The following is a 6115-nucleotide window of genomic DNA, read 5'->3' as shown; positions in this document are numbered from 1 at the left end:
GGGCCGGCCATGGCGACCCGCGCCTCGACGTAGGCGTCGCGCGGCTGGCCGCGCATCGCGATGAAGGCGCCAACGAAGGGGATGAACACCGGAGCTCCAGCCGGGATGCCCTCCTTCTTCATGGCGAGGGCGTGGCCCAGCTCGTGGACGAGGATGAGCAGCACGAACCCGAGGGCGAACGGGAAGCCCCACTCGATCGCGTAGACGCCGATGGAGAGCAGCATGGTGGCCAGGGTCTTGAGCTTCAGCACGCCGGCCAGCAGACCGAGGAGCTTGAACTTCCCGGCGAGGAAGACCAGGGCCGCGCCGATGGCGCCAGCCCAGGCGAGCTTCGCCCGGTGACGTCCCGGCGGGCGCTGCGGCGACTGGAGGCTGTCGTACACCGCGCGCAGGTGCTCGAGCTCCCGCGCCCGGCGCTCCTGCTCGCTCGACTCGGTCACGCCGCTGGCGTCTCGGGCAACCGGAGGGGACGTGGGATGGCCCACGCTTGCCACACGACGATGGCGAGGAAGACCACGTCCATCAGCCCGAAGCCCGCCGCCACCACGCGGTAGAAGACCTGGAGGTTGGACGGCGGGAAGGGAATGCGCCACGCCTCGCCGCGCTTGACCAGCTCTTGGTTGATGAAGGTCATGTTCACGAGGTACGTGGCCGCGAAGAACGAGATCGTCGCGACGAGGATGGCCAGCACCTGGAGACCGGTCGTGCGCTTGCCGCCGGCGAAGCGCATGGCGCCGTGCCCGACCAGGAACCCGATGGCGACCGCCACCAGGCCGAAGGCGATGTTGGTGAGGACCGTGAAGCCCCACCAGATCAGGGTGCCGACCACGCCGCCCAGGACGGCGCCGATCACGGCCAGGGGATAGTTCACGTCCTTCGAGAGGGTGCCGACGGCTTGCTGGAGCTGGTATCGGAGCGTCTGGTAGCAGGCGCGACAGTACAGCCGGCCGCTCGCTTCGATCCTGTCGCTCTCGGTCAACGTCTTCTCACAGCGGGCGCAGGTCGTCGATGTCGTCATAGACCCATCATAGGTGAGCGGCTCACCGCTCCCCAAGAAACTGAGGGCTCGGCGGTCGGAGCATCAGGTCGCCAGCCGGTTGCGTCCCGCGCGCTTGGCGCGATAGAGCGCCTCGTCGGCCGCTTTGACGACGTCGGCGGGCGTCGGGCCGGCCCCGTTCGAGTCGGCGACACCGATACTGACGGTGACGCCGACCTGCTGGCGGCGCCCCGCCGCCGGCTTGGGTGGCCTGCGCCTCCTCCAGCGGCGGCCGCGCCCGCGCACGGTGAATGGCGTGGCCGCGACCGCCTCCCGCAGGGTCTCGAGGTGGGGGCTCGCCTCATCCGCTGACAGGCCGGAGAAGACTGCGGCGAATTCCTCGCCACCATAGCGGAACGGGCGACCGCCACCGGTCACGCCCATGAGCGTCGTGGCGACCTTGCGGAGCAGTTGGTCGCCCGCCTGGTGCCCGTACGTGTCGTTGAACTTCTTGAAGTGGTCGATGTCGACCATGCCCACCGCGTAGGGCGGGCCGAGCCCGCTCAGCAGGTCGTTGAGGGCCCGTCGCCCGGGCAGGCCCGTGAGCTCATCGCTGTACGCCATGGCGTACGACGTGTCGACGAGCGCGACGATCAGGATCAGGCTGCCGGTGGCGAGGTAGAGCGTCGCGACGAGGCGCTCCCCGCCGAGGCCGAGCGCGAGGAACGCGGCCACCAGGGCCCAGACGATCCCGGCCTCGGTGGGGCGCGGGCGGCGCGCGAAGCGGACGAGCGCCAGGACGAAGGCGACGGCGAAGGCCACGAGCGCAGGCGGGCCGAGGGCGGACCACTGGTGCCGGCCCGGCTCGAGGAGGGTGCGCCAGAGCGCGCGCGCCGCCTCCGCGGTCTCGGGAAGGAGCAGGACCGCGACGCCGAGCGCCTGGCCGGCGATGAGGGTCGTCCAGAGCCTCACCTGTGACCACCGCGCGCCCCGATTCGGCGTCCAGGCGAGGGCCGCGAGGTTCAGTGGCAGCAGGAGCGCGACGATGCCGCCGACGGCGCCGGCGGCCATCGAGGCGTCGCCAGGCGGCGCCCAGCGCGTCAGGGCCTGGTCCGCCAGGGCCAGGACGATGAGGCAGAGCAACACGCGGACGTTTCCGAACCTGAGGCCCAGCAGGATGCCGGCGGCGGTCACGGCGTAGGCGGCGGCGGGGACCAGCGGGCTGGCCCGGTCGCCGAGCTCGGGAACAAAGAGGAGGACCGAGGCGGCTCCCAGTAGCAGCCCACCGGGGAGCAGGCGGAGCCCGAAGCGTCTCACGCGCCCATGCCCATCACGCGAGAAGCTTCTGCACGGCGCGCATCATCCACTCGAGCGCCTGTCTGTTGCGTGGCTCACCACCTCGCTGGTGGAACCCGGCCTGTCGAGATGTGGAGTGATATCAGCCCTGTCACCACAATAACCCGACTGTGCGGATGAGCGTGAACACGAGCCCCGAGCGCCAGACCCCGAATCCTCCGAGATCCCGTAGGGAATCAGGCGCGATCGGTCCGACACATGACACACACCGTGTCAGTCTGCGTGCGCCCGGACGGCGGGGTTCGTGTCCGTCGACCAGCAAAATTCCACATTGTCGGGGGGTTGAACGCGGCTAGAGCGGCGGGCCCGTCTGGCACGGCCGGTGCACGGGGAGCAGCGGAGTACAAGCACGTACGCGGTACCCGATGAAGGGGGACGGATGCGCTCAGGAGAGCTCCTGTCTTCGCCCATCAAGCGCGCCGCCGTCATGTGCGTTCCATCGGTGTTCCTGGCCGTCGTCGGGCTGTCGGGCTGCAAGGCCGCTTCTCCGCCCCCAGATCGCCAGAGCCAACTCATCGCGAAGGGAAGCGACCTCTTCTTCAACGAGACGTTCGCTGGCAACGGGCGAACTTGTGGTACCTGCCATCCGGCGGAGAATAACTTCACCATCGATCCGGCCTTCATCGCCACGCTTCCGAAGAACAATCCCCTCTTCGTCGCCGAGTTCAACCCGGACTTGAAGGTGAACTTCGAGAACCCGGCGCTGATGCGGGAGTTCGGGCTCATCCTCGAGAACCTGGACGGATTCGACGACCTGAAGAACACGTTCGTCATGCGGGGAGTCCCGCACGTGCTCGGGCTCCGGACCTCGGTCGACAGCCCCGGGGGGCCCCGCACCGGGTGGTCGGGAGACGGGGCTCCGGGCGATGGATCGCTCCGGTCCTTCGCGGTAGGCGCGGTCATTCAGCACTTCACCAAAACCTTGAACCGGGTCCCCGGCGTCGATTTCCGCCTGCCCACCGGGGAGGAACTCGAGGCCCTGGAAGCCTTCCAGCTCTCCCTGGGGCGGCAACAGGACCTGGCGCTGCCGCTGCGGCTCCGAGGCACGGTGCCGAAGCGGGGTCAGGAGATCTTCCTCGACAACGCGCTCGGCAAATGCAATCGCTGCCACGTGAATGCCGGGGCCACGGCGAACTTCGGTGGGGGCAGTCTCGGGAATGCCAACTTCAACACCGGCGTGGAGGATCTTCCCGATCAGCCCGCGCGCCTGACCGGCAAGGTGGTCCCCCGTGATGACGGGCTCCGCACGCCGGGCGACGGCACGTTCAACACGCCGCCGCTGGTGGAGGCGGCGGACACCGGGCCGTTCTTCCACAACAATGCCGTCGAGACCGTGGAAGGGGCGGTCGCCTTCTACAACGGGGCGGCGTTCAACAACTCCCCAGCGGGCCGCGCGCTGGCCGGCACCGACCCCAAGGGCGTGGGCATCCGACTGGACGCGACCCAGGTCGTGGCGGTGGCCGCTTTCTTGCGGGTCGTCAACGTGCTCGAGAATATCCGGCAAAGCATCATGCTGCTGGAGGCGAGTCTCGCAGTGTCGTTCTCCGAGGAAAAACGGCGGTTCCTCGAACGGGCCATTCGTGAGACGGACGACAGCACTCGAGTGCTGAAGGGCGGTGGCCTTCACCCCGAGGCCGTCGCCCACCTTCAGGAAGCCCGACGGCTGGCCGAGAAGGCCGTCCGGAGTGTATTCTTCAGCCGGAAGCACACTGAGGAGGCCCTTCGCAGCCACAAGAAGGCGAGGGCACTCCTCGTCGAATGAGGGAAGCGAGGAGAGGCGTATGACCGTCCGGAAGTTCGTCGTGGGGGTGGTCGGGATGAGCGCGCTCCTGGGGGGCGGCCCACCGGCCTCCGCGCACGAGATGACCGAGAGGTACATTCCCGTCGGGCAGTCGCCGGGGCTGTCCGGGAAATACACCGTCATCGGGAAAGTTCAAACGATCAATGTGCGGGATCAGACCGTCGCGATCGTCGGCGCCACCGGCACGTGGAGCGCCAAGGTCACGGCGCGGACGAAGATCTGGTTGGACCGGAGCAAGGTTCGGCTGACGAATCTGAAGGGGGCGTTCTCCGACCTGCGGCCAGGCGCGACGGTCGAAGTGAAGCACGAAGGCCACCAGCGCGGAATCTCCAGCGGTCCCGCCGAGTGGATCAAGGTACAGGTACTCCCGTCTCCTTGAGCCTCATGGGGTCCCTGCGCCCCGCCCATCGCGGTAGATAGCCAACACGCTCGGCCGGGGTGGCATCTCGGGCCGGTAGTCCGGGAAACGACTGCCCGGCGTCTTGTACGTGACCTTGTCGACGATCCCGGGGTGCTGGACGGCGATGAACAACGTCAGGTAGTCGGGCGTGAAGGCGGGGCCGCAGACCTCGGCGCCGATCGGGCCCGAGAGGAACTGACGGGCGCGGCCGCGATCGGGGCCCTCGGTATCGACGACCCAGACGCCGTCGTTCGGCCCCAGAGTCTCGTCCACCCCGTCGGTCGCGACCCACATCCGGCCCAGGTCGTCGAACGCGATGTTGTCCGGCATCGCGAAGGGGCTGACGTCCGTCCGGCCCTGATACGCGGCGCGGTGGTCGGGCTTCCGCGGGTCGCCCGCCAGGATGAACATCTCCCAGCGGAAGCGGGTCCCGGTGTGGTCGCCCGCGTCCTCGATCAGCTCGATGATGTGGCCGAACTTGACCCCGGCTCGGGGGTTGGCCCGGTCGACCTGCGCCGCGGTGCGCCGTTCGTTGCCCGTCATCACGGCGTAGACCTTCCCGGTCACCGGGCTGGGCTCGACATCCTCGGGCCGATCCATCTTCGTGGCGCCCAGGACGTCGGCGGCCCGGCGGGCGTTGATGACGACCTCGGCCTGGGAGCGGAACCCTCCGGCCTGCGTCAAGGGCCCGCTCCCGAGGACGAGCGGCAGCCATTCCCCGGTGCCGTCGTCGCGGAACCTGGCGGCGTACAGGATGCCGCTGTCGAGGAGGCGCATCGCCCCGGCCCGGTCGCCAGGATCGTATCGTCCGTCGGCGACGAACTTGTAGAGGTACTCGAACCGCGCGTCGTCGCCCATGTAGACGACAGGCCGGCCGCTCTTCGAGATGGCGACGGTCGCGCCCTCGTGCGCCATCCGGCCCAGCGCCGTGTGCTTGACGGGGACGGAGATCGGATCGTAGGGGTCGATCTCGACCACCCACCCGAACCGGTTCGGCTCGTGCGGCTCCCGGCGGAGATCGAGGCGGCCGTGGTGGCGACCCCAGCCGTACCGCGCCGTCCCCAGCCCGTACCGCTTGTGCAACGCCCTGAGGCCCTCGTCGGCGACCTCGTCGGGCTTGCCGTCAAAGTAAAGCCAGATGTTCTCCTCGCCGCTCAGGACCGTGCCCCACGGGGTGACGCCGCCGGCGCAGTTGTTCAGCGTGCCGAGCACGGTGAGGCCGGCGGGGTCGGCAGACGTCCGCACGAGCGGATGGCCGGCGGCCGGACCACGGAGCGCCATCGGCGTGGTCCCGGTGATGCGGCGGTTGTAGGACGACGCCTTCACGTACGCCCACTCGCCGCCGGGGGCCCGCCGCACCTCCACGATCGTGAAGCCGTGGGCCGCGATCTCGACGTCCACCATCTCGCGGGTTTTGCTGGCGGCCCGGCCGTCCCAACCCGGCCACATCAGCGGCGACCGCGCGTTCTCGTGGTTCACGCCGAGCAGGCCGTGGGTCGACGAGCCGCTGCCGCGCGGCAGCGGCAGGTAGCCGATGAAGTCGTTGTCGTACCCGAACTGCCGCGCCTGGTTGGCGGCCGTC

At 69.3% G+C, this 6115-nt stretch carries 6 protein-coding genes; 2 read left to right on the top strand and 4 right to left on the bottom strand.

Translation table 11 applies throughout. The features are described from left to right. The 3 genes from VGV13_22540 to VGV13_22530 all read right to left on the bottom strand — a co-directional run. On the bottom strand, positions 1 to 440 hold a 440-nt coding region (locus VGV13_22540), incomplete at its 3' end, for a site-2 protease family protein (GenBank protein ID HEV8643856.1). Next, positions 437 to 1018 (bottom strand): hypothetical protein, encoded by a 582-nt coding sequence (locus VGV13_22535; GenBank protein HEV8643855.1) that lies wholly within the window; start codon positions 1016 to 1018, stop codon positions 437 to 439. The genes VGV13_22540 and VGV13_22535, both read right to left, overlap by 4 nt. Positions 1019 to 1081: 63 nt before the next feature. Continuing rightward, positions 1082 to 2293, bottom strand: a complete 1212-nt coding sequence (locus tag VGV13_22530; GenBank protein ID HEV8643854.1) for a GGDEF domain-containing protein — start codon at positions 2291 to 2293, stop codon at positions 1082 to 1084. Positions 2294 to 2711: 418 nt separating this feature from the next. Here VGV13_22530 and VGV13_22525 point away from each other — a divergent pair, with 418 nt between their 5' ends. Beyond that, positions 2712 to 4094, top strand: a complete 1383-nt coding sequence (locus VGV13_22525) for a hypothetical protein (protein ID HEV8643853.1) — start codon at positions 2712 to 2714, stop codon at positions 4092 to 4094. A 19-nt stretch (positions 4095 to 4113) separates the two neighbouring features. Beyond that, positions 4114 to 4512, top strand: a complete 399-nt coding sequence (locus tag VGV13_22520) for a hypothetical protein (protein HEV8643852.1) — start codon at positions 4114 to 4116, stop codon at positions 4510 to 4512. 3 nt (positions 4513 to 4515) lie between these two features. On the opposite strand, the gene VGV13_22515 is transcribed toward VGV13_22520, so the two are convergent. After that, on the bottom strand, positions 4516 to 6115 hold a 1600-nt coding region (locus VGV13_22515; protein HEV8643851.1), incomplete at its 5' end, for a PhoX family phosphatase.

The organism is Candidatus Methylomirabilota bacterium (assembly GCA_036001065.1).
Lineage (GTDB): Bacteria > Methylomirabilota > Methylomirabilia > Rokubacteriales > CSP1-6 > MNEF01.
The sequence above is the reverse complement of the archived record's forward strand: the minus strand, read 5'-3'. Positions and strand labels throughout refer to the sequence as shown.

Bases quoted from the DNA above. Each gene is read 5' to 3' on its own strand.
- VGV13_22535 (HEV8643855.1), bottom strand. From the start codon at position 1,018: ATGACGACATCGACGACCTGCGCCCGCTGTGAGAAGACGTTGACCGAG.
- VGV13_22525 (HEV8643853.1), top strand. From the start codon at position 2,712: ATGCGCTCAGGAGAGCTCCTGTCTTCGCCCATCAAGCGCGCCGCCGTC.
- VGV13_22520 (HEV8643852.1), top strand. From the start codon at position 4,114: ATGACCGTCCGGAAGTTCGTCGTGGGGGTGGTCGGGATGAGCGCGCTC.